Here is a 26755-nt window from a genome sequence, read left to right as displayed (position 1 = left end):
GTGCAAAGGGATATGTAGCGTAAAACCGGATAATACCGTATGCATTATCAAAACAAATCGTCATCTTTACCCAATGTTTAAAGAGATACGGAACCGCTTCATACGTTATGCCGTCATCGTCATCTACGCGATTATTTTGCTGGTATGCATGGTGGAAGTGAATTTCCTTTGGTTGTTTGGCTATTCGCCCACGGCCCGGGATATCCGTAGGCCCATCCAGCACGTGGCTTCTGAGGTGTATACCGCCGATAGTGTGCTCATAGGCCGTTATTTCAAGGAAGACCGCTCACCCGTACCTTATGACAGTATTTCGGCCGATGTGGTAAATGCGTTGGTTGCCACCGAAGATATCCGGTTTTTCCGGCACCATGGCGTCGACTTCCTTGCCATCTTTTCGAGCATCGCCTCGGCTGTGCGGGGCGAACCGCGGGGCGGCAGTACCATTACCCAGCAGCTTGCCAAGAACATGTATCGCACACGCTATAGCCAATCAGCCGGGCTGCTCGGTAATGTGCCGGGGGTGGGCGTACTGGTGTTCAAGCTTAAAGAATGGCTCACCGCCTACAAGCTCGAAAACAACTATAGTAAGAAAGACATCCTTGCCATGTACCTCAATACGGTCTCGTTCAGTAACAACGCATATGGCATCAAAACCGTAGCAAGGCGTTACTTCAATAAGGAAACATCGGAGCTGAGCGCCACGGAGGCCGCTGTGCTGGTGGGGATGCTGAAGGGTACCACACGGTACAACCCCGTGCGTAATCCGGAGCGTTCCTTCGAGCGCAGGAACGTGGTTCTGGGGCAGATGCATAAGGCCGGGATGCTGACGAATGAAGCGTTTGAGGCTGCCAAAACAGCGCCATTGGGACTGCGCTTGGGTGAAACAGAGGAACTGGGGAGCGGCGATTCGTACCTGCGCGCGGCGGTGGAGCGCTGGCTGGCCGATTGGTGCACGGAACATGGATACGATATCTACTTGGATGGATTGAAGATATACACCACCATCGACTCACGGGTGCAGCGCCATGCCGAAGAGGCGGTGGCTAGCCAAATGGGTACCCTGCAGCAACGGCTGGAAAATGCCTGGCAAGGTGAAATACCGTGGCGGGATTCCGATGGGCAGGTGATTGAAGGGTTTCTGGAAGCACTGGCCGAACGGACCACCTACTATGCCCAACTGACCGAGAAATACGAGGGCAATAAAGATAGTATTTTCCATTACCTCAACCTACCGAAAACAATGGAGGTGTTTACGTGGGATGGCCCGAAGGAGGTGCAGTACTCCAGTATGGATTCGCTTGCCCACTATGCCATGATGCTGAACGCCGGACTGATGACCATGGATCCCTACAACGGGGAAATAAAGGCATGGGTAGGTGGCATCAACCACGAATATTATAAATACGACCACGTATTCCAGTCGAAGCGGCAAGCCGGCTCCACGTTCAAACCATTCGCTTACCTCGCCGCCTTGGAGGCGGGCATGTCTCCCTGCGACAAATACACAGACAAGTTCGTGCGCATCAACTATGTAGAAAATGGCGAGAAGAAAGTATGGGAACCCAAGAACGCAGATTGGGTGTTCAGCGGAAGAGAGATGTCGCTGCGTTGGGCCATGGGGCGGTCGGTCAACTCGATCACGGCGCAGATAACCGAAGAGGTGGGATGGGACAAGGTAGTGGATGCTGCCCATCGCTGTGGCATTACGAGCCCACTGGCATCGGTCCCCTCGGTGAGCCTCGGCTCCAACGATGTGAGTGTTTTTGAGATGGTCAACGCCTACGCCACGTTTATGAACAAAGGGGAGAAGGTACAGCCCATTTTGGTGTCTGCAATTGTAGATTACCACGGAAATACGGTCGCCTCGTTCAAAACGGCGACTACGCGTGTAATCAGTGAAGAAGTCGCCTGGTTGATGGGTTATATGCTGCGGGGCACGATGGAAGAGCCGGAGGGGACTTCGCAAGCCTTGTGGGAGTGGGACCTGTGGCGAAAAAATAACCAGATTGGCGGAAAGACCGGAACTTCCTCGGACTATGTGGACGGTTGGTATATGGGGGTAACGAAAGATTTGGTAACGGGAGTGTGGATAGGGTGCGACGAACGCAGCATCCATTTCAGGAACTCGCAGACGGGCGAAGGGTCCAGGACCGCCCTCCCGGTATTTGGCAAGTTCATGGAACAGCTCTACCAAGACGATTCGCTCGCCTATGGTTACGGCCCGTTTCCCGAACCGGGCGTGGAAATCACCCGGAAATACAATTGCCCTAGTCCGCGCATTATCCAACCCGATAGTACGGCCGTGGATAGCATCGCTCCGTTGATGCTGCCCGATAGGCTTCCGGAAATTCCGGTGGATTTGGAAGAACTGGAGCAGCGGATCGATATAAACGCACCTGCCGTGGAAGGGCAAAAATAATATGTTGCGAGAATTAAACTTTTTCACCGATATTCGTTCTAATTAGATAGTATATTCTAACACCTTTTTTTCATGACATACCGCAGTCGATTTTTCAGGCGCTCGTTGTTGAACACACTTGCTATATGGTTGTTTTGTACCGTTGCCACCCATGTGCAGGCCCAGTATTTCGGTCAGAATAAAATGAGGTATAAATCGCTGAAATTCAGTGTGTATGAAACTCCTCATTTTAACTTGCACTACTACCTGAAAAACGACTCGCTTGTGCGTTGGCTCGCCAAGGAAAGTGAGGTGTGGTATGAATTGCACCAGCAGGTATTCCGTGATACGTTCTTGCGCAAGAATCCGATTATCCTGTATGCCAACCACCCGGAGTTTCAGCAAACCACCACCGTGCAGGGCGAGATTAGCGTGGGAACGGGGGGGGTTACGGAGGCGTTCAAAACACGTGTAGTGATGCCGGTGATGCAGACCAACAACCAGACCCGGCACGTGCTGGGGCACGAATTGGTGCATGCCTTCCAGTACCGGGTGCTGATGGAAGGAGGAGACTCGACACGCCTGGAAAATATCGGTAACATACCGCTTTGGATGGTGGAAGGGATGGCCGAATATTTTTCCATCGGTAAGAAGGATGCGTTTACGGCCATGTGGATGCGCGATGCCTACTTGAATAATGATATCCCCTCGCTGCGGGCGATGACAGAAAACATGAATCGGTATTTCCCTTACCGGTACGGGCAAGCATTCTGGTCGTACATCGGTTCTACCTACGGCGATACGGTGATTATGCCGCTATTCAAGGCAACGGCCATGTACGGCTACGAAATGGGTATCAGGCGCGTGTTTGGCTACGACGCGCAGACCTTGTCCAATCTTTGGAAAAATAGCATGGAAAACGCCTACCGCAGCCTGCCGATAGATACGGCGGCGAAGCCCGTGGGCAGGTCGATCATCAACACCGGTAATTCGGGGCGGATGAATGTCTCGCCGGCGATTTCGCCGGACGGCAAACACATTGCGTTTCTTTCCGAAAAGAGCCTATTTAGTATAGACTTGTTCCTGGCGGACGCTGAAACCGGAGGAAACATTAGGAAATTGAGCAGCAAACTGACCAACGAGGATATAGACGAGTATAGTTTTATCGAATCGTCCGGTGCGTTTTCGCCGGATAGCCGCAAGTTTGCCTTCAGCGTATTCAGCCGTGGCAAAAACAGGCTTATGATTGTGGATGTGCAGACGGGCAAGCAGTTGATGCTGGAGGCGATGGGAGACATTTCGGAGTTTGCAAACATTGCATGGTCGCCCGATGGGGAAACGGTCGCGTTTTCAGGATTGAAAAACGGCTATAGCGATATTTACCTCTACAATGTGGCAACCAAAGTTCTTACCCAACTGATAGATGATGGTTATTCCGACTATCAGCCTGCTTTTTCTCGGGATGGGAAAAAGATTGTGTTTAGTACCGACCGGGTATCGTTGCAGTCGGATTCGAGAAGCGTAGATATTCCGATGAATATTGCCGTGGTGGACATAGAAACGAAGGCCATTACGAACATTGACGTATTTCAAGGCGCCAACAACCTGAATCCACAGTTTTCGGCAGATGACAACCAGATTTATTTCCTGTCTAACAGCGATGGTTTCCGCAATATGTACCGATATACCCTTGCTGATGGCAAAGTTGAGCGGCTGACCCAATATTTCACGGGGATTAGTGGTATAACTGAATATTCGCCCGCATTGAGTTTGTCGGCGAACGGTGACGTGTTATACTCATATTTCCGTAATAACGGTTATTCGCTATACAATGCCAAAGAGAGCGATTTTGAGGGTGTGGAGGTAGATCCGTATACGGTCAACTTCACGGCAGCGATGTTACCGCCGCCTGAAAACCTAGGCGTAGATGTGGTGAATGCGAACCTGAAAAACTTTAACCTGTTCCAGCGCATCGGCGATGACCGGATTGCTTCGGTGTCTTATAAGCCGAACTTTAAGCTGGACTACTTGGCCAACAGCGGCATGGGATTGGCCGTGGGTAGCCGCTACGGTGCAGGTATAGCCAGTGGCATACAGGGTATGTTTTCGGATATCCTTGGCCATAACCAGATTTTTGCTGCGTTGTCTATAAATGGTGAAATCTACGATTTCGGTGGCCAGGTGGCTTACATCAACCAGAAGAGCCGTATCAACTGGGGTGGGGCCATCTCGCACATTCCGTATATGTCGGGCTTTTCAATGTACGACGTGCGTGATGTTGGAAGCGGTGAAGAACCGATCCTCGATACCTATATCATCCGTACGTTCCAACAGCAGGCCGAGGCCTTTGGCGCTTATCCGTTTTCACGGCACCACCGCTTCGAAGTAGGAGGCGCGATTGCCCGCTACAGCTATCGCGTGGACCGATGGTGGCAGAGCTATTATTATGGCTATGGCGGCCGTGATAAGATATCCAATGACGAGGCAAGCCAAGTGTTCGGTGGGAACTTCAACGCATTTACTATCCAACAGGTAAACACCTCGTTCGTTGGTGATCATGCCGTTTTCGGTATCGCCGCGCCATTGCAGGGCTATCGCTACCGCGTAGGGGCCGAACAATATTTCGGCGATTATAACTTTACGGCATATACATTTGACGTACGGAAGTATAACCGATACCAGCCGGTTACCGTAGCCGCTAGGGCATATACCTATATGCGGGCGGGTCGCCACGAGAATGCACTCTATCCGTTGTTTTTGGGGTATCCGCATTTGATACGGGGGTATGAAAGTTCGTCGTTCCGCAATAGCACTGGGAGTTTTAATTTCAACAGTTTGATGGGGACGCGTATCGCCGTGGTGAATCTCGAAGTTCGGCTGCCCTTTACCGGACCCGAAAAGCTGGCCGTTATCCGCTCGGGTATGCTGTTCTCCGACCTGAATTTATTTTTTGATGCCGGTTTAGCGTGGAGCAGTGATTCGAAGGTGGCATTTCGGAGCACCCCCCGGCTGATCGATTCTCAGCCGAACCCGAACGACCCCAACTTACCGGCGATCGAAACGTATGAACGGATTCCGGCGCTGAGCGCCGGCGTATCGCTACGGGTCAATTTGTTCGGAGCGATGATACTCGAGCCGTATTATGCATTTCCATTCCAACGCGCCGATGTGAAATTCGGTACATTCGGACTCAACTTTGCGCCCGGCTGGTAACGGCTGCCAATCGCCCGCGATACGACAAACCCGGGGGCACTGTGCTTGATCTTGGCGATGCGATGCCCAGATCCAGCCAATTGGGATTGTGCCGCCGTATGAGGCGTTCTTTCTGCATGCGGGTATACTGGCTTAGTTCTTTGAACCTGCGTAGCGCCTGCTCGCCGTTTAAAAGCACTTCATGGTATACTAGCCGCGATACGCTGGAAGGGGAGTCGAAAAACAACCCGGTAAGTTCGCGATAGGTTTTTGCTGCCTTTTCAAGATCATCGGTCAAGCCCACATGGAGGCAGTTGCGGTTGCTGTCAGTGAGGATATAGATGTAGCTGTTCATGTTGTGGAAAAATTATTTATGCATTAATTTCCGTCTTCTAGAAAAAGTTGCTAACTTTATTGGCACAATAATACTAATTAATTTAGTGTATCCAAATTTATTTTTATTTTTATGTCTAATATTGCTAACAATCTTAAATATCTCCGCAAGAAAAAGCGGCTTACCCAACAGCAATTTGCGGATGAAATGTCCATTAAGCGGGCTTCTGTGGGAGCTTATGAAGAAAAGCGTGCAGAACCGAAGTATGAGTTGCTAAAGAAAATTGCCGACTTCTACGATTTGACGATGGATGAGTTGGCCAACGACGAGATCAACGACAAGTGGAAGCCCACCGCACGCAGCAATGCCGCCAGCGTGCGGGTGCTTAGCGTCACGGTGGATGGCGAAGACAAGGAGAATATCGAATTGGTGCCGGTAAAAGCCAGTGCGGGCTATCTGAATGGCTATGCCGACCCGGAATACATCGCTGAACTACCCAGGTTCAGCTTGCCGATGTTTAGGCAGGGTACCTATAGGGCTTTTGAGATCAAGGGCGATTCCATGTTGCCCCTGCAGCCGGGTAGTGTGGTCATTGCTGAGTATGTGGAAAATTGGAATGAAATCAAACCCGGCCAAACCTATGTCGTCATTTCGCGGGATGAAGGCGTGGTTTACAAACGGATTGCCTTTAAATATAAGGAAGAGAAGGGGCTGAAACTGGTTTCTGACAACAAAAGCTACGAGCCGTATTGGGTGGGGGCCGACGATATCCTGGAGGTATGGAAGGCAAAAGCATATATCAGCACGCAGCTGCCGGAGCCAACGCCGGAACCGACCATGGAAACCCTTACCGCCATGATGACACAAATGCAAAAGACCATCAGTACGGTGGTTGAAAAAAGGTGAAAACAAGGGGTGCATGATTTTTGATTTTTAAAGATTTTATTTATCTTTGCATCATCTTGAGAGGGAGGGGACAGTTGTGGTCCCCTTTTTTCATGGTTAGTAGTTCGTAGAAACGTGGCACATTCAATAGAAGAGAAGGTTACCGCATTGGTAGAAGAGAAAATTGTCGACAGGGATGACCTCTTTGTGGTGGACGTGAAAATGCACCCAAACGGCAACCTGGAAGTGCTGGTTGATGGCGATAACGGTATCAGCATCCAAGATTGCGCGGCCATCAGCCGGTATGTAGGGTTCCAGCTGGAGGAGGAGGATGCGATTCCCCACGCTTACCGCTTGGAGGTATCATCGCCCGGTATTGACAGGCCGCTACATACGGTAAGGCAATACCGCAAGAATACCGGTAGAACCATCCAGCTATCGCTGCAGGATGGGACTACCAAGACAGGTAGATTAACGGACGTGGCTGATGCGTCTGTCACGATTATGGAAACAATAAAAGAAAAAGGGAAAAAGGCTGTTGAACAACAGGAGACGATACCCCTTGAGAACATCAAAACAATAAAGGTGTTAATTTCATTTAAATAAAATGAGCAACAATATCAATCTCATTGACTCTTTTCAGGAATTTAAAGAGTTCAAGAACATCGACCGCCCGACGGTCATCAGCGTGCTGGAGGAAGTTTTCCGTAGTATGATCCGTAGGAAATACGGTACCGATGAAAACTGTGACGTAATCGTGAACCCGGATAACGGTGACCTGGAAATATGGCGCACCCGCGTAGTCGTGGAAGACGAATTTTCGGAAGACGACGATCTGGAAATTGAACTTGCCGAAGCAAGGAAGTATGACCCGGACCTGGAAGTGGGCGATGATTACATTGAGGAGATAACACTCGAAAGTTTCGGCCGCCGGGCTATTCTGGCCGCCCGGCAGACCCTGGTTTCGAAAATCCTGGAACTCGAGAAGGACGAAGTATTCAAGAAATACAAAGACAGGGAGGGCGAGCTGATTACCGGCGAGGTATACCAGATATGGAAAAAAGAAACATTAGTACTGGATGACGAAGGCAACGAGTTGATTCTTCCCAAAACCGAACAGATACCCGCTGACTACTTTAAAAAAGGCGATACCATCCGTGCGGTGGTGGATAAGGTAGAGATGGTCAATGCCAATCCGCGCATTATCATTTCACGCACAGCGCCGGCATTTTTGCAGCGCCTATTCGAGCTGGAAGTACCTGAAATATTCGATGGCTTGATTACGATTAGGAAAATTGTCCGTGAACCGGGTGAGCGTGCAAAAGTGGCGGTTGAATCTTACGACGACCGGATCGATCCGGTAGGGGCGTGCGTGGGAATGAAAGGATCGCGTATCCACGGTATTGTCCGCGAATTGCGCAATGAGAATATCGACGTGATCAATTACACCAATAACACGCAGTTATACATACAACGGGCATTGAGCCCGGCACGGATCGGATCGATAAAGCTGGATGACGAGCACATGACAGCGGCAGTGTACCTTAAATCCGATCAAGTGTCCTTGGCAATCGGGCGCGGCGGGCACAATATCAAACTGGCCGGTAAACTTACCGGCTACGAGATCGATGTATATCGTGAAGCAGAGGAAGTGGAGGAAGATGTGGATATCGAAGAATTTGCTGATGAAATAGACGGATGGATTATCGACGAGTTGAAACGTGTAGGTTTGGATACCGCTAAGTCCGTGTTGGCACTTTCGGTAGATGAACTGGTACGGCGTACCGATTTGGAGGAAAACACCATCCAAGAGATTGTCAACGTGTTGGAGGCAGAGTTTGAATAAGCGTTGGCTGGGCCGCCACTGGCGCTCCACGCTTTTTTAATTCATTGCCGATAAACGCTTAAAAAAATATACTTTTGTATAGCACAAAAACGAGAGGTAAATAAATTAGATGTCAGAAGGTAAACGCATAACACTGCTGAAAGCAGCAAAAGAACTGAACATTGGTATAGGTACCGCTGTGGATTTTTTAGCCAAAAGTGGCTATGAAGTTGAACCCAAGCCGGCAACCAAGCTGGACAGCGAGACCTACGATGTGCTGTTGAGGGAGTTTCAGGGCGACAAGATTGTGAAGGAGGAGGCCAATCAAATCATCATTGGCAAAATTCGCCGTGAAGAATCACCGGCCGAAACCGTTGTGCTAAAACCGAAAGGCGAGAGCGATGCTGAAGAGATTCTTATCAAGAATACGGGCGCTTTTATACCGGAAGAACGGGAAGCGGTTGCGACTCCTGAGCCGGATAAGGGCCAGGAAAAACCTGTGGAACCGACAGCTGCTGCAGAGGAGTCCTCCCATACAGGGATGAAAATTGTTGGCAAAATCGATCTGTCGAATTTCAAAAAAGGCGGAAAATCCGAGCCGAAAGCTAACAAGGAAGACGAGAAAGCGAAGCAGGTAGAAGAATTCGCACCCAGCGATGCTGTGGAGCCGGCAGCCACTGACAAGCCGGTTGAACAACCGGAAAAGGAAGTGCCTGTAGCAGAACCGGCCGAAGAGCAGCCTGTAGCTCCAGCACCCGAACAACCTGCCCCGAAAGTGGTGGCCCGGCCTGAAGTGCCGAAAGCGGAAGCCAAGAGCGATACCCGCGAACCGCAACGTGAGGTCATCCGGGCCCGTGCACAGCGTCTTACCGGCCCCAATGTTGTTGGGCGCATTGATTTGCCTGTACATCAACCCAAGGAAAAACCGGTGGCGTCGTCGAGTGCTGCCGGAGGGACATCCCAAGACCAGAAGCGTAAACGCAAACGGAAAGATAAACCAACAACGCAACGTCCGGGCACACAGCAAGCCACAGGCCATCAAGGCGGTGGCAAAGGGCGGCCTGATTTCAGGGGTAAGCCGCGTCCTGGTGCTGAGAACCGCGAGGAACCGTCGGAAAAGGAAATCCAGGATCAAATCAAGGCCACACTTGCACGGCTCAGTGGTGCGGGCAAGTCCGGCAAGTTTGCTCAACGCGCGAAGCTCCGCCGCCAAAAGCGGGACGACATAGCTCACTCGGCCGAAGAAGCAGCCTTGGAACAGGAAATGATGTCTAAGGTGTTGAAAGTTACGGAATTTGTAACGGCCAACGACCTAGCTAATATGATGGGTGTGCAGGTAACGCAGATTATCGCTACCTGTATGAGTTTGGGCTTGTTCGTTTCGATAAACCAACGATTGGATGCGGAAACGATTGCGATTGTAGCCGATGAATTTGGTTACGAAATCGAGTTTGTGAAGCCGGAAGATGAGGAGAATACGGAGCTTGAAGAACCGGACAACGCTGAAAACCTGGTACCCCGGGCACCGATCGTAACGGTGATGGGCCACGTGGACCACGGTAAGACCTCACTGCTAGACTACGTACGCAAAACGAACGTAATCGGTGGTGAAGCGGGCGGGATAACCCAGCATATCGGGGCCTATGAAGTGACATTGGACGACGGGCGTAAACTGACATTCTTGGATACACCGGGGCACGAGGCATTTACGGCCATGCGCGCCCGCGGTGCACAGGTAACCGATATTGCTATCATTGTGATTGCCGCTGATGACGCGGTGATGCCACAAACAAGAGAAGCAATTAATCACGCACAGGCGGCTGGCGTTCCTATTGTATTTGCATTTACAAAAATTGATAAACCGGGTGCCAACGCAGACAGGATCCGCGAGCAGCTTTCAACAATGAATATTTTGGTAGAAGACTGGGGAGGCAAATACCAATGTCAAGAAATATCCGGAAAAACAGGACAAAATGTTGATCAATTGCTTGAAAAGGTATTACTTGAAGCCGAACTTCTTGAATTAACAGCCGATCCGAAGAAACGTGCTGTTGGTTCAGTTATTGAGGCCAGTCTTGACAAGGGACGGGGAATTGTTACCACCGTATTAATCCTCTCGGGAACACTCCGAGTAGGTGGGGCTATATTGGCAGGGTCCCATAGTGGCAAGGTGAAGGCTTTGCATAATGAGCGTGGTCAAAAAGTGAGCGAAGCAGGTCCTTCAACTCCCGTACAGATATTAGGTATGTCCGGAGCGCCGACTGCCGGGGATAAGTTCTATGAAATGGAGAGTGAAGTCGAGGCAAGGCAAGTGGCGAATAAAAGACTTCAATTGCAACGTGAACAGGGACTCCGTACGCAGAAGCACATTACGCTCGACGAAATCGGCAGGCGGTTGGCAATCGGTAACTTCAAGGAACTGAATGTCATCGTGAAAGGCGACGTCGACGGTTCCATCGAAGCATTGTCTGACTCGTTGCTCAAATTGTCCACAGAAGAGATCCAGGTCAACGTGATCCATAAATCGGTTGGCCAGATATCCGAATCGGATGTGTTGCTGGCATCTGCCTCCGATGCCATTATCATCGGCTTCCAGGTACGGCCATCTACCAGTGCCCGCAAGTTGGCCGAACAGGAACAGATTGATATCCGGTTGTACTCCATTATTTACGACGCGATTGAGGAAGTCAAGGCCGCAATGGAAGGAATGCTCGAGCCGAAATACGAGGAGAAAATCGTTGCCAACGTGGAAATCCGTGAAACCTTTAAGATAAGTAAAGTAGGTACGATTGCCGGATGTATGGTGCTGGATGGCAAGATCAACCGGAACCATAGCATCCGCATTATCCGTGATGGCGTGGTTGTCTATTCGGGACAGCTTGCATCACTCAAACGGTTTAAAGATGACGTGAAAGAGGTATCGGCGGGCTATGAATGCGGATTGAATATCCAGAACTTCAATGACATCAAAGTGGGCGATATCATCGAAGCCTACGAACAAGTGGAAGTGAAGCGCAAACTCTAACGTACCCCCTATGTGGATGAATATCATTAAACGCCCGTCATAGTTTGGCATAGAAAAGCGTGTGGCCCGGCTTTATTAAAACCGGGCCGAGCGCTTTTTTGTTGCTTAACGAAATGGTCGAACGTTTAATGATTTTTTTCCATGAATACTATAATTGAACCTTTCCGGATCAAATCGGTTGAACCGATTTATTTTTCCTCGCGCAAGGAGCGCTCCGGTATCTTAAAACAAGCACACTATAACCCATTTCTAATCAAGGCGAGGGATGTGATCATCGACCTGCTGACCGATAGTGGCACCAGTGCGATGAGCAGTGAGCAATGGGCAGGAATGATGCGGGGCGATGAAAGCTATGCTGGCAGCGATAGTTTTTTCCGTTTCGAAAAGATAGTCAATGAGGTAACGGGCATGCCATTCATTATACCCACGCACCAGGGAAGGGCCTCGGAGAGAATCCTGTTTTCCATCATGGGTGGCAAGGGCAAATACGTATTGAGCAATACGCTGTTTGACACCACCCGTGCCAACGTAGAGTTTTCCGGCGCGGAGGGCGTAGACCTCCGGTGTGCCGAAGGCAACGACGCCGAGACCGTGGCACCCTTTAAGGGCAACATGGATGCCGCCGCGCTGCAGGCGTTCATTGCCGAACAAGGCGCCGAGCATATTTCACTGGTGGTATTGACGGTGACCAATAATTCAGGGGGCGGTCAGCCGGTGAGTATGGCCAACATCAAAGCGGTACATGCGATTTGCCAAGCGCACGGGATACCGTTATTTATCGATGCATGCCGATTTGCCGAGAATGCCTATTTCATTAAGCTGCGTGAACCCGGCTATGAGTCGAAAAGTATCTTACAGATTTCCCGGGAAATGTTTTCGCACGCAGATGGATGTACCATGAGTGCGAAGAAGGACGCGTTCGCCAATATCGGCGGATTCTTGGCCATGCGGGATGCGCAATTGGCTGAAAAGTGCCGTAATCTGTTGGTCATCACCGAGGGTTTCCCAACCTATGGCGGGCTCGCCGGGCGCGATCTGGAAGCAATCGCCATCGGTTTACGCGAAGTGATGGACGAAGATTACCTGAGGTACCGCATACGGAGCATCCAATATATAGGGGAGAAGCTCGACGCATTCGGCATTCCGTATGTAAAGCCAACGGGAGGGCATGCGGTCTACCTCGACGCCGGCAGGTTCATGGACCACATACCGGTGCACCAATACCCCGGGCAAGCCCTTTGCAATGCCTTGTACCTCGAAGGGGGCATACGCGGCGTAGAAATCGGCTCGGTTATGTTTGGTAAATATGCCGCCGACGGCAGTCTCCTGTCGCCGCCGATGGAACTCGTAAGGCTCGCTATCCCGCGGCGGGTCTATACACAAAGCCATATTGATTACGTAGCGGAAGTAATCCTTGCAGTTTACCAGAAGAGGCAAGGATTCCGCGGGTATAAACTTACGTACGAACCGCCGATGCTCCGGCATTTTACCGCAAGATTTGAGTTGGTGCCATGAAGGTATACGTTGCCGGCCAGAAAGTTTTCCACACGTTTACATGCCCGGTCCGGGTGTAATTAATACACCGAAGTGGCGTTTCTCGCATCACAGCGGGGCAGACTGCCATGCTGAATACCTGTGCGGTGATCGAAATTAAATCCTCGAATTTTTGGATTTAAATAAAAAGGCAGTAAATTCAGCCACCAATTTTATTGATTGTAGCTGAGATGACTGTTAATCCCTTTGTTTTTTCGGGCATATTTTTGCTGAATGTTGCCGTAGCCCAAGAAGAGTTCAAACCCTATAGCCAGTCGATTGAGGGCACATCCCTCAGTTTTACCATGCAACCGATTCCGGCCGGTGAGTTTGCGATGGGGAGTACGAATGGTAATCCGGATGAACAGCCGGTTCACCAGGTAAAGATAGCACCGTTTTGGATGGGCACGTACGAAGTAACGTGGGACATATACGAGCCCTTTGTTTACAAGGACCTTGAGCTTACCCGTAGCAGCGGCAGTGTGTCGCCCCAGGTGGATGCGGTGACAAGGCCCACCAAGCCTTATTTGGATATGACATTTGGTATGGGTAAAGAAGGCCATCCGGCCCTTGCCATGACCCACTACAATGCCATCCAGTTTTGCAAATGGCTGTATGTTCGTACCGGTATATTTTACCGTTTGCCCACCGAAGCGGAATGGGAATATGCTTGCCGCGCGGGCAGTGCTGCTGCGTACTACTTCGGAGATGATGCTGCTGCCTTGGATGATTACGCCTGGTACGCGACCAATAGCGATGGAAAAACACATGCGGTGGGGCAGAAGAAGCCCAATGCTTGGGGGCTTTATGATATGCACGGAAATGTGGCTGAGTGGACGTATGACCAATACATAGCTGATTTCTATCAACAGTTTGATGGCACCACGGCCGAAAACCCCGTGGCTTTGCCTGATAAGCTATATCCGCACAGTATACGGGGCGGTTCATTCAGCGATGCCGCGCGAGATTTGCGGGCCGCATCGCGCTTGCCCTCCGATCCGTCTTGGAAACAACTCGATCCGCAGATTCCAAAAAGCAATTGGTGGTTTCCCGAGGCCCCGTTTATTGGATTGCGCTTGGTTAGGCCGCTAAACCCGCCGTCCGAAGCGGAAATTATGGCCTATTTTGATCGGGCACCGATAGAGGATTATTGATATTACTTTACGACATTTATTTTGTTAACCATTTAGATAAGCTAAAACAGATGGATAAATCAAGTTTGGGCGGTCAACGCCGGGAATTTTTAAAAACATCGGCCTTATTGGCGGGTGGAGCAATGTTGAGCAGTGCACCTTTCATCGGTGCGAATGCGAGTGTAGACGACACGATTAAAGTGGCGTTAATCGGTTGCGGCGGTCGCGGTACCGGTGCAGCATTCGATGCCATCGCATCGGGTGCTAACATTAAGATTGTCGCAATGGCAGATGCTTTTCGCGACCGCTTGGATGACGCGTTTGAGAAGCTTTCGGCAAGACATGCAGACAAGCTGGATTTATCTGAAGATCGGAAATTCGTTGGATTTGATGCGTATAAACACGCGATTCCATTGGCCGATGTGGTCATCCTCGCTACGTCTCCGGGATTCCGGCCTATCCATTTCGAAGAAGCGATTCGTCTGGGCAAACATGTATTTATGGAAAAACCCGTAGCAGTAGACGTGCCCGGGATTCGCAAGGTGCTTGCCGCCGCTGAGGAAGCAAAGCGAAAAAAACTAAATGTGGTGGTGGGATTGCAACGCAGATACCAAGCCGTTTATCGCGAGACGATAAAGCGGATTCAAGACGGTGCCATTGGCGATATCGTGTCCGGCCAGGTTTATTGGAACAGTGGCGGCGTATGGGTGCGGCCACGAACTCCGGAACAGACGGAAATGGAATACCAGATGCGCAATTGGTATTATTTCAATTGGCTGTGCGGTGATCATATAGTAGAACAGCACGTCCATCAGATTGATGTGGCTAATTGGGTAAAGGGAAGCTATCCCGTATCGATACAGGGAACCGGTAGCCGTGCCTGGCGTACGGGCAAAGAACACGGCGAGATTTATGACAATCACGCCGTTGAGCTGACCTATGCCGACGGATCGGTAATTTACAGTCAATGCCGGCATTTTGAAGGAACTTCCAACCGGGTGGATGAAACTTTCCAAGGTACGAAAGGGCGCGTGTATCTTTCGGCTGGCAACGATGGCATCCTTTGGGATCAAAAGGGCAATAAGTTGTTTACCCATCCCAAACAAGGGAACGCAAATCCGTACCAGCACGAGCATGTGGAACTTTTTGATGCAATAAGCAAAGGAGAATACAAGTTTGACGATGCTGAGTATGGGGCGTACAGTACGCTTACCGGTATCATCGGCCGGTTGGCCACCTATTCGGGGCAGGTTATCAAATGGGAAGACGCGTTGAAATCCAACATCGATTTGATGCCGGAACGCTTCGCTTGGGATGCCCTGCCAAAAGTGCTTCCGAACGAGGACGGCTTTTATCAGCACGCAATACCCGGCCAGACGGTCGTATTGTAGTGGCCGGATGGGATAGCTGGCGTGTATTGTCCATAGTCGTAGCCGGATGGTTTGTGCCATCCGGTTTCGATGAGCCCGGTCTGAAACCATACCATTTAGCCGGGTACGCACAGGGCACCACGTATGCGATTACATATTACGCGAACGAACAATCCGTTTCAAAAGGGACCATCGATAGTATATTGGCATCGATCGATAGTTCGATGTCTTTATATAAGCCCTATTCGTTGATCAATAAAATCAACGAAAGCGACGGTCGGATACGGGTAGCCGATGCGCATTTCCAACGCGTGCTCCGGCGTTCATTTGAGATATACCGGCGCAGCGGTGGATTGTTTGACATAACCGTAGCTCCGCTCGTGCAGCTGTGGGGGTTCGGAGTAGAAGCCGTGGATCACCTGCCCGATAGTGCGGCTGTAAACGAAGTGTTGGCCCGCGTGGGTATGGATAAAATCAGACGTAGGGGGAGGCTATTGATAAAAAGGAAGCCAGGGGTAGCGCTAGACATGAACGGCATTGCGCAAGGGTATAGCGTGGATGTGTTGGCGGATCACTTGGAAAGCAAGGGCATTGCCCGCTACCTCGTTGAGTTGGGAGGCGAGCTACGTGTGAAAGGGCCGAAGCCCGATGGCACACCGTTCCGTGTGGGGATTGAGCGCCCGGTACCTTCCGATGGGAACGCAACGGTGGTCAATGACGTGGTAGAGATACAGCGAGGCGCCATCACAACGGCCGGTAGTTACCGGAAGTTCTTGCAGGAAGGGGATAGGCGCGTTTCTCATCATATTAACCCAAAAACAGGGTATCCGTTTGCTACCGGTATTATAAGCGCCACGGTATATAGTGATGAAGCGATGACGGCGGACGGGTATGACAATGTGATCATGGCGATGCCCGTAGCAGAAGCCATCACATTTGCGAACCGTTTCAAGGGGATGGAAGTATTCATTATCTATCAAGATAAAGAGGGCTCGATAAGGGATACCATGAGCCTAGGTTTTAAAAAACTAATAGCCAATTGATCATATTTAATCGTTAATGAACATGAAGAGAAGTCAATTTGTAAAAAACTCGCTGCTGGCTACAGGGGCCGTAATGAGTGGCGGTTTATCGCCAGCGTTTTCCAGGGTAGGGTCCAAGCCGGCGATACCCGAAACCAAGCCGTTTAATCTCAATTATGGGCCCCACCAAGGCCAGTTCGAGAACCATGCAGGGAAGAATGTCCTTGATCAGATTCAGTTTGCATACGATCACGGTTTCCGCAGCATCGAAGACAATGGGTTTTCGGGCCGCTCTGTTGAGGAGCAGGAGCGTATTGGCAGCCTGCTCGCCAAGTTGGGTATGGCGATGGGGGTATTTGTACTGGACAAAGGCGGGAATGGCGCAAATACGCTGGCTGCCGGCAAACAGGAGCATATTGATATTTTCCTGAAGGGCTGCCGGGAAGCCGTAGAACTGTCAAAGCGGTGTGGAGGTAAATTTACGACGGTGGTACCGGGTGATTTCGCACGGCACCTGCCCGTAGATATCCAAACAGCCAATGTGATCGAAGCGTTGCGGCGGGGAGCGGAAATACTCGAGCCACATGGCATCATCATGGTGCTTGAGCCATTAAGCGATTCGCCGAATCTTTTCTTACAGCATTCGGCCCAGACTTATCTCATCTGCAAGGGCGTGAATAGCCCGTCGTGTAAAATACTGTACGATATCTTCCACATGCAACGCAACGAAGGCGATTTGATAGCGAGTATGGAGCGCTGTTGGGAAGAAATAGCCTATATCCAGGTAGGCGATAATCCGGGCCGAAAGGAGCCAACCACCGGTGAGATACACTACAAGAATGTATTTAAATACATTTACGATAAGGGGTACCGCGGTGTGGTGGGTATGGAACACGGCAAGTCCCAAGGTGGTAAAGAGGGCGAGGTTAAACTGATGGCCGCTTACCGCGAGGTCGATAATTTCCTGAGTTAATCCCATAGGCTAACAGGATGGCGGTAGGTACGCGAATCAAGCTCTCTTTCATGATGTTCCTTGAATTTTTCATTTGGGGAGCATGGTTTGTCACATTGGGAACCTTTCTGCCGCAGAACCTGAGCGCATCCGGTTATGAGGTAGCCAATGTGTTCTCCACACAGTCTTGGGGCGCTATCATCGCACCGTTTATCATCGGGCTGATTGCAGACAAGTATTTCAATGCCGAGCGCATCCTAGCGGTACTGCACTTACTGGGCGCCGTATTGATGTATCAGATGTACAGTTCTGCGAGCGTGGGCCACTTTTATCCGTATGTTTTTGTTTATATGGTTGCCTACATGCCTACATTGGCGCTGGTCAATTCCGTTTCTTTCCGGCAGCTGGCCAATCCCGAAACGTCATTTTCAGGTATCCGTGTTTGGGGCACCATCGGTTGGATTGCGGCGGGGCTCACCATCAGTTTCCTTGGATGGGATTCGACCGAAGGGATAAAAGAAGGATTATTGAAGAATACGTTTCTTATGGCCAGTGTTGCCTCATTGGTGTTGGGGGTCTTCAGCTTTACGTTGCCAAAAACACCACCTGTAGGAAACGGGGGCAATGAGAAGCGCAGCCTCTCGGAAATCCTTGGGCTCGATGCCGTCAAACTATTGGCCAATAGGAATTACCTTGTGTTTTTCTTTGCCTCGGTTTTAATCTGTATCCCACTCGCTTTCTATTACCAGAATGCAAATCTATTCCTGTCGGAAGCAGGTTTGGCCAATCCGACGGGTAAGATGGCTATCGGGCAGGTATCGGAAGCAGTTTTCCTTTTACTGTTGCCGTTTCTGTTTACCCGGATAGGGTTCAAGAATACCATCCTGCTGGGGATGCTGGCTTGGGCCATCCGCTACTTGTTATTTGCGTATGGCAACGCGGGCGAATTGACTTACATGCTCATTATCGGTATCGCGTTGCACGGTATCTGTTATGATTTCTTCTTTGTTTCCGGCCAGATATATACGGACGCGAAGGCGGGGGAGAAGTATAAGAGTTCGGCCCAGGGTTTGATTACATTGGCCACCTATGGCGTTGGCCAGTTGATCGGTTTCTGGGTGGCCGGTTTCATTAGTGAATATTACAAAGAAAACCCAACGAACGATCCGCTATGGCAAAATATCTGGCTCGTACCCGCCGGAATCGCTGCGGTGGTACTATTTTTATTTGCGGTCTTTTTCAAAAATGAACAGGCGCAGATGACCGATAAATCGGGAAGGTAGCGCAATAAATTTTGACAAATGACGTGATTAATAGTACCATGTTGTGGGCTAAGCGGTACAATAAATATAACTAAATAAACACTATAAATACAGACTATGGCAGATAACGTATATGATGCGATTGTGATCGGATCAGGTATCAGCGGTGGCTGGGCTGCGAAAGAGTTGACCCAAAAAGGCCTCAAAACGATCATGCTTGAGCGTGGACGTAACGTGGAACATGTGAAAGACTACCCGGCGGCGACGAAGCATCCATGGGATTTCCCGCATCGCGGTGGCCGCACGCAGCAGATGATCGAAGACTATCCCGTGTTAAGCAGGGATTATCCGCTGAATGAGAAAAACCTGGATTTCTGGGTGAATGAAAAAGAAAGTCCGTATGTTGAAGTGAAACGCTTCGACTGGTATCGCGGCTACCATGTGGGGGGGCGCTCTTTAATGTGGGGGCGGCAAAGCTACCGTCACAGCGACCTCGATTTCGAGGCGAATATGAAAGATGGCCACGGCGTGGACTGGCCCATCCGGTATAAGGATATAGCACCATGGTATAGCTACGCGGAAAAATGGGCGGGCATCAGCGGTAACAGGGATGGACTGGATGTGTTGCCCGATGGTGATTTCCTTCCGCCCATGGATATGAATGTGGTCGAAAAAGACCTGGCGGCCCGTATCAAGTCTCACTACAACGGAAAGCGGCATTTCATCATGGGGCGCGTAGCCAACCTGACCAAGCCCCATGAAGGCCGGATGAACTGCCAGTACCAAAACCAGTGCTGGCTGGGTTGTAATTTCGGCGCGTATTTCAGTACGCAATCGTCTACATTGCCGCCAGCGATCGCTACGGGGAACCTTACGCTGCGTCCGTTTTCTATCGTAACACGTATCCTTTACGACAAGGATACGCAGCGCGCCAAGGGCGTGGAAATAGTGGATGCAGAAACAAACCAGACGTACGAATATTTTGCAAAAATCGTATTTATATGTGCCTCGGCCTTTAACTCCACCTGGATACTGATGAACTCGGCCACCGACGTGTGGGAAGGCGGACTGGGCAGTAGCAGCGGTGAGCTTGGCCACAATGCGATGGACCACCATTTCCGCTGCGGCGCCGGAGGTAGGGTGGAAGGGTATGAAGATAAGTACTATTTCGGCCGCCGGGCCAATGGATTGTATATCCCGCGCTACCGCAATGTGGGCGATGACAAGCGCGATTATGTGCGCGGGTTCGGTTATCAAGGGTCGGCAAGCCGCGGCCGTTGGAGCGGCGAAATTGCCGAAATGAGTATCGGTGCCGAATGGAAAGACGCCCTATGCGAACCCGGCTCGTGGTCGGTCGGCTTCACCGCATTTGGCGAGATATTGCCTTACCATGAGAACAGGATATTCCTTGACAAGGAAGTGAAAGATAAGTGGGGGCTGCCCGTGCTTGCCATGGATATGGAAATAAAGGAGAATGAGTTGAAGATGCGTAAGGATATGATGGAAGATTGCCAGGAAATGCTCGAAGAGGTGGGGGTAAAAGACGTTTATACATACGATAATGGATACGGCTTCGGCCAAGGCATCCATGAGATGGGGACGGCTCGGATGGGAAGGGATCCCAAAACCTCCGTATTGAATGGCAATAACCAGGTGTGGGATGCACAGAATGTGTTTGTAACCGATGGAGCCTGTATGACCTCGGGGGCCTGCGTGAATCCATCACTCACTTATATGGCATTGACCGCCCGCGCGGTAGATTTTGCCACCTCGGAACTAAAAAAGGGTAACCTGTGATGCATACGCAGGGAATGTTAACTTTAAAAAGAAAACAGCTATGAACAGAAGAGAAGCGTTGGCGCGGGTTGCTTGGATAATGGGGGGAACGGTGGTGGGTGCCAATCTATTTTTGGAAGGATGTACTAGGGAGGCAACCATGAATGTGGAGCGCCTTTTTGAACCAGCTACCGTCGATTTCCTCGGTGACATCGCAGACACCATTTTACCGCCTACGGGTAGCCCCGGAGCGAAGGAAGCCGGTGTGGGGGCTTTCATTCCGGTGATGGTGAAAGATTGTTATACCGAAAAAGATCAGCAGACATTTGTCGAGGGGCTCGCTTCGTTGGAGGGCACCGCCAAGGAGAAATTTGGCCGTAAGTTTCAGGAACTTAGTGCAGACGAGCGTACCGAACTACTGGCGGCCATTGATAAAGAGGCCAAGGAACACCAACGGAATAAAACCGGAGATGACCCCAATCATTACTTCCACCTGTTTAAGCAGCTGACACTACTTGGGTTTTTTACGTCGGAATTGGGAGCCACCAAGGCGCTCCGGTATGTCCAGATTCCTGGCAAATATGATGGCGACTACCCCTATAAGAAAGGCGACAAGGCGTGGGCAACCTAACCTGTCAGAACAGGGATTCCCTGTTCTGATGGGCTTGCATTTCGGTATTTTTTCTATCCGGTTATTGCGATTTCGGGCGAATTTGCGTAGTATTGTTTTATTCAAACAAACAGCATGACAACGGTAGAGTTAATATCTAAAGAAGATATCCCGAAGTATAAATTGGCGCGGGCATCAGAAGACCATGTAACGGAATTGCATCAGAAATTGCAGGGTGCGCTTCGCTTGGGCAATGAGTTTAAGTCCAAGGCAACGATTACGTTCCAAACAGTCGAGGGTCCCAAACGCGTGGAAACGACCGTGTGGACGCTCACGGACGATGCGTTACAGATAAAGAACGGAGTCGTGTTGCCGCTAGGCAGTCTATTAGATATTGATTACTAAGCGAAGTGGTTGCGTCGTCATGAACATACATTATTTCCAGCATGTACCTTACGAAGGGCTGGGCCATATCCAATCATGGGCCGCAGCCAATGGCCATCAGCTGACTGCTACCCGTTTTTTTGACGAGACATGGCAGCTGCCCAAGTTGGAAGAAATCGATGCATTGATTGTGTTGGGTGGGCCAATGAGCGTGTTTGACGAGGCCCAATATGGCTGGCTGACTGACGAAAAGGAGGTGATTAAAGCCGCCATTGAAGGGGGGAAGAAAGTTCTCGGAATTTGTTTAGGCGCCCAGCTACTGGCGAATGTATTGGGCGCAGCGGTAAAGCCCGCCCCCAATAAAGAAATAGGTTGGTTTCCGGTGGTCGCCACCGATGAAGCCAAAGCGCTCCCTTGGTTTTATGAACTCTTTTCCGGCAGCCCAACGGTATTCCATTGGCATGCCGACAAGTTTGAGATACCCTATGGCTCCATCAATTTAGCCTCTTCAGAGGCAAACAAGAACCAGGCATTTGCAGTGGGAAATCAGCTGTTGGCATTGCAATTCCATGTGGAGACAACACCCGCCGATGTGAAGGTGTTGCTGGAGAATGCGTGGGCAGACGTGGTGCCCGGTAATTTCGTGCAGGAAGAAGCCATGCTGCGCAGTGATTTGGCTCTTGCTGAAAACCAGCGGTTGTGTAACGACGTGCTTACCCGTTTTCTGCGTTGACATTTTTTAACATCCCAATCCATCCCAACACCTAACCCGCCAAGGCCCCAAAGCCCTGCCGTGTCGTTCGTACACATTTTTCTGCTGTTTACATGCATTGATTTTCTAATAGCTGTTTAACCACCTAACTTTGATCCCAAGAGAAAGATCAAACAACAAACAACAGGGGAACATACCTACTATATGCAGCATGGGAAGTAACTTAGCAAATGTTGAGCATAACATATTCCTGACCTATTGCCACGAGGTGGTGGGGGTAGCGATGAAATGGCTGGTGAAACAACATTTTCCAATGTCGGCCATTGGCGAAGCCAAAAATTTCCAGGAGACGATCAGCGATTTGCCAAAGAAAGATTACGATTTGGTGGTGCTCGATGCCGAAATAGGAGATAGCAGCCATTTATTGGGAGCCGTGGAGCATATCAAGTCAGTCAGTCCACTCACCCGTATATTGATTTTTTCCGAGTTGGATGAAGCAGTTTACGGACCGAAATACCTGGCTTTCGGCACCAACGGATTTCTAGCGAAAAATGCGGATATAGACGATATCGTGCTCGCTATCGAAACAGCCTTGCGCGGTGGTGTTTTCCACGGAGAAATAGCCGATAGTGCATCCGTTTCTAAGCAACAAACAGCCCCGTCGAAGGCAGCTCACCGGCTTTCGTCAAGAGAATACCAAATTGCCGATCTGTTGGTCAAAGGAAGTTCCCTCTCACAGATCGGTAAGTTGACGAGTTTAAAGGAGACAACCATCAGCACATATAAGAAACGGATCTTCAAGAAAGTCGGTGTAAAAACCTTGTCCGACCTTATCGCGGTGTGGGAAATTTACCGATAAATTGCCCCCGCTTTTTAAAGCCATATTAGGAGCTTCCCCGATAGACCTTTTATCATTCCATCCCAGACCTTAAGCGTGTTGTAGCATAACTGCTACACAAATCGCCGTTCACATACATTTTCCTGTCGTTTGTATACACCGGATTGCCGCCTGCGCTGCAAATCATTCTCTTTGTGTGCCTGAACAGGGTATATGGCCCTATCAGAGCAGATTAGTCACATCTATTAATTTCGGTTTGAAAAATGAATTTGGGAGCTAACCAAGCGGGTACAAACCCAGTGTGTCAATTTCGGGAAATTGACAACGTCGTTCCAACCCCGCAGTATCCATCTGAAGTTCTCTTTGATTTCAACGTATCGCTATGAATCGTAGATTTTTACTTAGTGTTTTCAAGAAGACATTCCTTTTTGTCTTATTAACAGCGCTGTTTGGCAGTGTAGAGAGTTTTGCTCAGTCATCCGGTTATGGTGACTTCATTATCTTTGAGGATTTTGGAAGGGCAGTTCCGGGCAATCCGGACCACGAACATTACACGTCGACGCAAAACGGTAATCAAGGGCAGGTGTATTTCAGGAAAACACCTTTGTCTGACATCGACCCGAACAATTTACTTTTCTACATCCCGTCAAATCCCCCAGCCTCCTATGGCAGCACGAATTGGGGGCCGCAATACCGGGATAATGTGGGGAGAGGCTCTTATTCCATTGTGACGAACTCAAGGGGATACCGAAATGTCTACTTTTACGCGGGCCTAGACCATACCGAAGGTGATGGTGAATTGGGATACATGCTTTTAGTGGATGCCCATTCCAGTACGACGCTTTATTTTGACCGGGAAATGGAAGGGTTGTGTGCAGGAACCCGGTTCGAGTTTTCGGCTTGGGTGAAAGACGTGAATAACGGCGGAAGTACCAAGCCGCGCATCCAATTCGACATTATCAACGCGTCGACCAATGCACTGATAAGTTCATATCCTAGTACCGATGACGACGTTTCGCCCGCCAATACGTGGAAGCAGATAACAATGGATTTCGAAATGCCGGCCGGGGTTAACAAGATCAAGCTCCGGATCAGCAATATCGTCTCTCAACATAATGGTAACGATATCGCTATTGACGATATCGGCTTCCGGCCGATGGGCCCCAGCCTGAATTTCGGCGCGAGTCCGGAAAGCCCTGTGTGTATTGGTGAAACGGTGACGTTTACTGCCAATGTAGTGAACGCAGGCGAGGCGTATCCAACCAATCACTTTGTTCTACAAGGCCGTGAGAACGGATCAGCGGCTTGGTCGAATGTCGGAAATTATGAAACGAGCTACGGTGCTGATCAGGTAACCTTTACCTTAAGCAATGTTACCATGGCGCACGACAACTACGAGTATCGGGTGGTCGTGGCGGGGGATCCTACAACACTTGACAATGAAAATTGCCGCACCGTATCGTCACCGATTTTACTGCGCGTAAGAAATCACCTGCCCGAGATATCGGTGGTTGGCGGGAATGCGGAAATCTGTGCGAACGAGGCTGTTCAGCTAAATGCAACTGTTACGGGCGGCATCGGGAGCCCCGTCTATACATATGTTTGGGAAAGATCGGTTGACCAGAACCTATGGGAGGTGATTGCAGGGGAAACAGCTGCTACCCTGGATTCCGGCCCGTTAAGTCAGGCGACCTACTATCGGGTGACGGCGTACGTCGACGGTGTGGACGGCTGCGCCGGTGCGGGTGCCTCGGACGTGTTCGAAGTGAAAGTTAACGCCTTGCCTGTTGCTCCTGTGGCGGTGGATCAAGTTACCTATGTGGGTGCAACGGGTATCGAATACAACGTTACGGCGTCAGCAGATTATACCTTAATTTGGTTTGACGAAAATGGCAATCCGCTCACACCCAATGAAAAACCTGCGGTCAGTACCGCTGTAGCAGGGGAATTTACCGCATACGCGGCACATCAGGATAACGAAACAGGGTGTGTCAGCGAGATTGTGCCGGTAAAGGTTGTTGTAAAACGTGTGGAGCTGTCTGTTGAAAAAACGGTCGATTTGACTGACATAAATGGTACGGGGCAATTGGCATATACCATAATAATTGAAAATACTGGTGAATTTGATCTGACAAATGTCGGTATAACCGATGTGTTGAAGCAGCAGGGTGTTGCGGACGAGACGCTCGCTGTAGGTGTTGCGGTTGAATCCAATAACGCCGACAATATCTTGGAAATCGGTGAAACATGGACTTACGCGTTTGTGTACACGGTAGATCAGCTGCGCATTGACAAGGGTGCCGATTTGCAGAATACCGTTTCGGTGACTACCGGAGAAGGTGCAACGGATGAAGATGAAATAACCACTACGATCACGCAGTCGCCTTCGGTAAGCGTGGACAAGGTTGTTGACCTCGCGTCCATCGCCGCACCTTCCACGCTTAACTATACGATTACCGTTGCCAACACGGGCAACGTCAGTTTGACGGGCATCGCGGTGACCGACGCGGTTACACAGGACGGCACCAGCGCCGCATTGGCATTGGGTGCACCGTCCGGCGATGATACCAATCCTGGTATCCTTGATGTCGGCGAGACCTGGGTATATACGGTCAGCTATGCTGCGGAACAGTCACACATCGACAACGGTAGTGACATCGTGAACGTGTTCACGTTCGACGCGGATGAACTGACCGGCGAGGTGAGCGACGACGCGACGACGGCGATCACACAATCGGCTTCGGTAAGTGTTGACAAGGTAGTGGACCTTGCTTCCATCGCCGCACCTTCCACGCTTAACTATACGATTACCGTTGCCAACACGGGCAACGTCAGTTTGACGGGCATCGCGGTGACCGACGCGGTTACACAGGACGGCACCAGCGCCGCATTGGCATTGGGTGCACCGTCCGGCGATGATACCAATCCTGGTATCCTTGATGTCGGCGAGACCTGGGTATATACGGTGAGCTACGCTGCGGAACAGTCACACATCGACAACGGCAGTGACATCGTGAACGTGTTCACGTTCGATGCTGACGAACTCGGAACTCCGGAGAGCGACGACGCCACCACGGCGATTACACAATCTGCTTCGGTATCCGTTGGAAAGGTAGTCGATGAAACTAACATCGCGGTACCATCAACACTTAACTATACGATTATCGTTGAGAATACGGGTAACGTGAGCCTGACGGGCGTCGCTGTGACCGATGCGGTTTCTCAGGACGGCACCAGCGCCGCATTGGCATTGGGTGCACCGTCCGGCGATGATACCAATCCCGGTATCCTTGATGTCGGCGAGACGTGGACATACACGGTGAGCTACGCTGCGGAACAGTTACACATTGACAACGGCAGTGACATCGTGAACACGTTCACCTTCGGTGCGGATGAACTGACCAGCGATGTGAGCGACGATGCAACGACGACCATCACGCAATCGCCCTCTGTTTCCGTTGAAAAGGTAGTCGATGCAACCAACATCGCAACACCTTCCACACT

19 protein-coding genes are annotated in these 26755 nt (G+C 50.4%); 18 read left to right on the top strand and 1 reads right to left on the bottom strand.

What is annotated here, in order from left to right:
- Window positions 1–73 precede the first annotated feature (73 nt).
- Together ACEVG1_RS04580 and ACEVG1_RS04575 are read left to right on the top strand one after the other, a co-directional pair.
- Window positions 74–2419 carry a transglycosylase domain-containing protein gene (locus ACEVG1_RS04580; protein WP_374742386.1) on the top strand — a complete coding sequence of 782 codons (2346 nt, stop codon included), beginning with the start codon at window positions 74–76 and terminating at the stop codon, window positions 2417–2419.
- Window positions 2420–2491: 72 nt separating this feature from the next.
- Complete coding sequence (locus tag ACEVG1_RS04575) at window positions 2492–5611, top strand: peptidase MA family metallohydrolase (protein ID WP_374742385.1); 3120 nt, start codon at window positions 2492–2494, stop codon at window positions 5609–5611.
- Here the strand turns inward: ACEVG1_RS04575 and ACEVG1_RS04570 are convergent.
- Window positions 5589–5945, bottom strand: coding sequence for a GIY-YIG nuclease family protein (locus ACEVG1_RS04570; RefSeq protein ID WP_374742384.1), 357 nt, complete (start codon window positions 5943–5945; stop codon window positions 5589–5591). The two genes, ACEVG1_RS04575 and ACEVG1_RS04570, sit on opposite strands and share 23 nt — an antisense overlap.
- Window positions 5946–6056: 111 nt before the next feature.
- Between ACEVG1_RS04570 and ACEVG1_RS04565 the strand changes: the two genes are divergently transcribed.
- The 16 genes from ACEVG1_RS04565 to ACEVG1_RS04490 form a co-directional block, all read left to right on the top strand.
- On the top strand, window positions 6057–6830 hold the full coding sequence (locus ACEVG1_RS04565) for a helix-turn-helix domain-containing protein (protein WP_374742383.1): 774 nt from the start codon (window positions 6057–6059) through the stop codon (window positions 6828–6830).
- 114 nt (window positions 6831–6944) lie between these two features.
- Window positions 6945–7415, top strand: coding sequence for a ribosome assembly cofactor RimP (gene rimP, locus ACEVG1_RS04560; RefSeq protein WP_374742382.1), 471 nt, complete (start codon window positions 6945–6947; stop codon window positions 7413–7415).
- A 1-nt stretch (window position 7416) separates the two neighbouring features.
- On the top strand, window positions 7417–8655 hold the full coding sequence (gene nusA, locus ACEVG1_RS04555) for a transcription termination factor NusA (protein ID WP_374742381.1): 1239 nt from the start codon (window positions 7417–7419) through the stop codon (window positions 8653–8655).
- A gap of 109 nt (window positions 8656–8764) precedes the next feature.
- Window positions 8765–11659 carry a translation initiation factor IF-2 gene (gene infB / locus ACEVG1_RS04550; protein WP_374742379.1) on the top strand — a complete coding sequence of 965 codons (2895 nt, stop codon included), beginning with the start codon at window positions 8765–8767 and terminating at the stop codon, window positions 11657–11659.
- A 141-nt stretch (window positions 11660–11800) separates the two neighbouring features.
- Complete coding sequence (locus tag ACEVG1_RS04545; RefSeq protein WP_374742378.1) at window positions 11801–13174, top strand: tryptophanase; 1374 nt, start codon at window positions 11801–11803, stop codon at window positions 13172–13174.
- Between the two features lie 209 nt (window positions 13175–13383).
- A complete protein-coding gene (locus tag ACEVG1_RS04540; RefSeq protein ID WP_374742377.1) occupies window positions 13384–14346 on the top strand; it encodes a formylglycine-generating enzyme family protein in 963 nt (320 codons plus the stop codon).
- 50 nt (window positions 14347–14396) lie between these two features.
- Window positions 14397–15716, top strand: coding sequence for a Gfo/Idh/MocA family protein (locus ACEVG1_RS04535; RefSeq protein WP_374742376.1), 1320 nt, complete (start codon window positions 14397–14399; stop codon window positions 15714–15716).
- Window positions 15716–16738 carry an FAD:protein FMN transferase gene (locus tag ACEVG1_RS04530; protein WP_374742375.1) on the top strand — a complete coding sequence of 341 codons (1023 nt, stop codon included), beginning with the start codon at window positions 15716–15718 and terminating at the stop codon, window positions 16736–16738. Before ACEVG1_RS04535 ends, ACEVG1_RS04530 begins: the two co-directional genes overlap by 1 nt.
- Before the next feature lie 22 nt (window positions 16739–16760).
- A complete protein-coding gene (locus ACEVG1_RS04525) occupies window positions 16761–17690 on the top strand; it encodes a hydroxypyruvate isomerase family protein (RefSeq protein ID WP_374742374.1) in 930 nt (309 codons plus the stop codon).
- Window positions 17691–17707: 17 nt separating this feature from the next.
- Window positions 17708–18952 carry a nucleoside permease gene (locus ACEVG1_RS04520; RefSeq protein ID WP_374742373.1) on the top strand — a complete coding sequence of 415 codons (1245 nt, stop codon included), beginning with the start codon at window positions 17708–17710 and terminating at the stop codon, window positions 18950–18952.
- A gap of 96 nt (window positions 18953–19048) precedes the next feature.
- Window positions 19049–20728 carry a GMC oxidoreductase gene (locus ACEVG1_RS04515; protein ID WP_374742372.1) on the top strand — a complete coding sequence of 560 codons (1680 nt, stop codon included), beginning with the start codon at window positions 19049–19051 and terminating at the stop codon, window positions 20726–20728.
- 40 nt (window positions 20729–20768) lie between these two features.
- Entirely contained in the window at window positions 20769–21338 is a 570-nt protein-coding gene (locus ACEVG1_RS04510; protein ID WP_374742371.1) for a gluconate 2-dehydrogenase subunit 3 family protein, read from the top strand.
- Between the two features lie 114 nt (window positions 21339–21452).
- Window positions 21453–21722, top strand: coding sequence for a hypothetical protein (locus ACEVG1_RS04505; RefSeq protein WP_374742370.1), 270 nt, complete (start codon window positions 21453–21455; stop codon window positions 21720–21722).
- Between the two features lie 19 nt (window positions 21723–21741).
- Entirely contained in the window at window positions 21742–22434 is a 693-nt protein-coding gene (locus ACEVG1_RS04500; protein ID WP_374742369.1) for a type 1 glutamine amidotransferase, read from the top strand.
- 190 nt (window positions 22435–22624) lie between these two features.
- Window positions 22625–23272, top strand: a complete 648-nt coding sequence (locus ACEVG1_RS04495; protein ID WP_374742368.1) for a LuxR C-terminal-related transcriptional regulator — start codon at window positions 22625–22627, stop codon at window positions 23270–23272.
- Window positions 23273–23633: 361 nt separating this feature from the next.
- Window positions 23634–26755 (top strand): hypothetical protein (locus ACEVG1_RS04490; RefSeq protein WP_374742367.1); only part of this gene is annotated, 3122 nt, incomplete at its 3' end.

The organism is Parapedobacter sp. 2B3, assembly GCF_041925275.1.
Taxonomy (GTDB): domain Bacteria; phylum Bacteroidota; class Bacteroidia; order Sphingobacteriales; family Sphingobacteriaceae; genus Parapedobacter; species Parapedobacter pyrenivorans_A.
Note: the sequence above shows the minus strand (reverse complement) of the source record. Positions and strands in the feature narration are given on the sequence as shown.

Excerpts from the sequence above, each read along its gene's own strand:
- ACEVG1_RS04580 (WP_374742386.1), top strand. The coding sequence starts at position 74 with ATGTTTAAAGAGATACGGAACCGCTTCATACGTTATGCCGTCATCGTC.
- ACEVG1_RS04575 (WP_374742385.1), top strand. The coding sequence starts at position 2,492 with ATGACATACCGCAGTCGATTTTTCAGGCGCTCGTTGTTGAACACACTT.
- ACEVG1_RS04570 (WP_374742384.1), bottom strand. The coding sequence starts at position 5,945 with ATGAACAGCTACATCTATATCCTCACTGACAGCAACCGCAACTGCCTC.
- ACEVG1_RS04565 (WP_374742383.1), top strand. The coding sequence starts at position 6,057 with ATGTCTAATATTGCTAACAATCTTAAATATCTCCGCAAGAAAAAGCGG.
- nusA (WP_374742381.1), top strand. The coding sequence starts at position 7,417 with ATGAGCAACAATATCAATCTCATTGACTCTTTTCAGGAATTTAAAGAG.
- infB (WP_374742379.1), top strand. The coding sequence starts at position 8,765 with ATGTCAGAAGGTAAACGCATAACACTGCTGAAAGCAGCAAAAGAACTG.
- ACEVG1_RS04545 (WP_374742378.1), top strand. The coding sequence starts at position 11,801 with ATGAATACTATAATTGAACCTTTCCGGATCAAATCGGTTGAACCGATT.
- ACEVG1_RS04540 (WP_374742377.1), top strand. The coding sequence starts at position 13,384 with ATGACTGTTAATCCCTTTGTTTTTTCGGGCATATTTTTGCTGAATGTT.
- ACEVG1_RS04535 (WP_374742376.1), top strand. The coding sequence starts at position 14,397 with ATGGATAAATCAAGTTTGGGCGGTCAACGCCGGGAATTTTTAAAAACA.
- ACEVG1_RS04525 (WP_374742374.1), top strand. The coding sequence starts at position 16,761 with ATGAAGAGAAGTCAATTTGTAAAAAACTCGCTGCTGGCTACAGGGGCC.
- ACEVG1_RS04520 (WP_374742373.1), top strand. The coding sequence starts at position 17,708 with ATGGCGGTAGGTACGCGAATCAAGCTCTCTTTCATGATGTTCCTTGAA.
- ACEVG1_RS04515 (WP_374742372.1), top strand. The coding sequence starts at position 19,049 with ATGGCAGATAACGTATATGATGCGATTGTGATCGGATCAGGTATCAGC.
- ACEVG1_RS04510 (WP_374742371.1), top strand. The coding sequence starts at position 20,769 with ATGAACAGAAGAGAAGCGTTGGCGCGGGTTGCTTGGATAATGGGGGGA.
- ACEVG1_RS04505 (WP_374742370.1), top strand. The coding sequence starts at position 21,453 with ATGACAACGGTAGAGTTAATATCTAAAGAAGATATCCCGAAGTATAAA.
- ACEVG1_RS04500 (WP_374742369.1), top strand. The coding sequence starts at position 21,742 with ATGAACATACATTATTTCCAGCATGTACCTTACGAAGGGCTGGGCCAT.
- ACEVG1_RS04495 (WP_374742368.1), top strand. The coding sequence starts at position 22,625 with ATGGGAAGTAACTTAGCAAATGTTGAGCATAACATATTCCTGACCTAT.